Origin of the sequence: Thermoleptolyngbya sp. M55_K2018_002 (assembly GCF_015295965.1) — a bacterium.
Lineage (GTDB): Bacteria > Cyanobacteriota > Cyanobacteriia > Elainellales > Elainellaceae > Thermoleptolyngbya > Thermoleptolyngbya sichuanensis.
The window spans coordinates 1-2199 of the sequence record NZ_DVEA01000018.1 but is presented as its reverse complement, the minus strand read 5'-3'; the positions used below and the strand labels follow the sequence as shown (position 1 = coordinate 2199).

At 53.8% G+C, this 2199-nt stretch carries 2 protein-coding genes; one reads left to right on the top strand and one right to left on the bottom strand.

The genetic code is table 11. The annotated features are described in order from the left end of the window. The first annotated feature begins 389 nt into the window (after positions 1 to 389). On the top strand, positions 390 to 1358 hold the full coding sequence (locus IGS51_RS00775) for a carbonic anhydrase (RefSeq protein WP_297074898.1): 969 nt from the start codon (positions 390 to 392) through the stop codon (positions 1356 to 1358). A 218-nt stretch (positions 1359 to 1576) separates the two neighbouring features. On the opposite strand, the gene IGS51_RS00770 is transcribed toward IGS51_RS00775, so the two are convergent. Further along, positions 1577 to 2199 (bottom strand): ABC transporter permease (locus IGS51_RS00770; protein ID WP_297074897.1); only part of this gene is annotated, 623 nt, incomplete at its 5' end.

Here is a 2199-nt window from a genome sequence, read left to right as displayed (position 1 = left end):
GCTGCATCTTATTGCTGCACTTATTGCTGCATCTCATTGTAGTGTGAGAGACGCTGGCAGGAAGAATTGCCGCCGATTTCAGGGTAGTGTGAGAGACGCTGGCACGAAGAATTGCCACCGATTTCAGGAAAACAAGGGCAGGAGCCAGGGCTTTGGCGCGGGTTTAGTCTAGGCTGCCGACTTCTCTCCCTTGCTTATTGCTCCGATTAGCATCCATAAACACGAGGACGGGCCGTGCTGTTCGATAATAAAGATTGCTTGCTAAGACACACCGACTCCGCCCGTTCTCTGTAGATTGGTCAGAGAGAGCAGACTGGTCAAAAGATTGGTCAGAGCAAGCGCTTTCCCAACCCTTTTTCCTGCATTTCTATCGCCCAAGGCACCCAGCCATGAAAAAACTAATCAAGGGTCTGCGTGAGTTCAAAAAGAGCTTCTATTGCACTCATATCGACCTCTACGAAGAACTGGCACAAGGGCAGCATCCGAGGGCGCTGATTGTCTGCTGTGCCGATTCGCGGGTTGGGCCGGAACTGTTGACCAACGCAGAACCGGGTGAAATTTTTGTGATTCGCAATGCGGGCAATATCATTCCGCCCTATGGCGCAACCAACGGCGGCGAGGGTGCGTCGGTCGAGTATGCAGTAGAAGCGCTGGGCATTCGCAACATTGTGGTTTGCGGCCACTCTCACTGCGGCGCGATGAAAGGGCTACTCAAGCTGAACACGCTCGAAGAAAAGATGCCCTTGGTCTATAACTGGCTAAAGCACGCCGAGGCTACTCGTCTGCTGATCAAGGAAAACTACACCCACCTGGAGGGCGAGGAACTGCTAAACGCCACGATTGCAGAAAACGTCCTGACGCAGATTGAAAACCTGAAAACCTATCCGTCGATTCACTCCAAGCTATACGACGGCACGCTCAAGATTTACGCCTGGATCTACGACATGGATCGCGGCGAGGTGTGGGCCTACGATGCCGAAAAGCACGCCTACATTCCACCCCATGCCCAACTCCCGGAGGACGATCTAGATCCCGATTTGCTGACGGATGCGCCAGTCGCTTGCGATATGCCAATGAGTTCGGCAGCGAGCGCCCCCAACAGCAAAAGCAGCAGTGCAACGACCAGCAACACCTGGTATGTCAACAGCACAAGTAAAGGTTCTAGCGGTGGCGCTGCGGCGGCAAATGGCAATGGCGCGTCGAACGGCAATGGCGCATCTAAGGGCGTAACGTCTGCCCCACCTGCTGCGTCAGAAACTTCTAGCTCAAATGCGTCTCGCGGGGCACACTGGTTTCCTCGCACGCGCCTGTCGCCAGAACAGCAGGATCGCATTTATCGAGGCTCTGGTTCACGCTAGGCAGTGTCTTAAAACTTTCCAGGCCGTTGATTGCCCTGAGTCGATCCCCCTAAATCCCCGCGCTTACGCGCCGCTTCGCTAGAAACAAGGGGGACTTCCCGGCGGTTTGGCCCAGTTCCCCCTTGTTAAGGGGGGCTAAGGGGGGATCAAAAGGTTTTAAAGCACGCCCTAGTGTTTTGATTAGGGTTTTGAATTTGAGATTGGCGATTTTGGATTGCCTACAGCACTTCTGCAAACTTCCACGACAGCTTGCGATAGACCAGCGTGCCGATGATAAAGAACAACACCGCATAGCCCGCGCTGATCAGCAGGTAGTGTCCGTCGATATAGCCGTAAAGAAACAGGTTTCGCCAGTTAATCATCAGCGGCGCGGCCGGATTCAGCGGAATCAGCGGGCGGAATCGCTCAGGAATCATATCCGCCGTGAAAATAATCGGCGTAAAATAAAATACAAACGTCATCACAATCTGCGTGAGCCGCTCAATGTCTCGCAAAAACAGATTGAGCGTCGCCAGCACCAGCGCCAGCCCATAGACCGTGAAAAGCTGAACCACCATCATCACGGGCAGCCCATAGAGCCACGCCAGCGTCGGTGATTTGCCATAAATCACCATGAAGATGAGAATCACAGGCAGCGACAGGAGGAAATGCACCATGTGATTCAGAATGGTGGACAGCGAAAGAATATTGCGCGGAAAGTTGAGCTTTTTGATCAGGCTGGCATTGCCGACGAACAGGTTGGGCGCAGAGCCGACAGAGTTTTGAAACCACTGCCAGGGAAACAGCCCCGACACCAGAATCAGCGGATAGCCCTCTACAGCCACCCGCATAATGCCGCTGA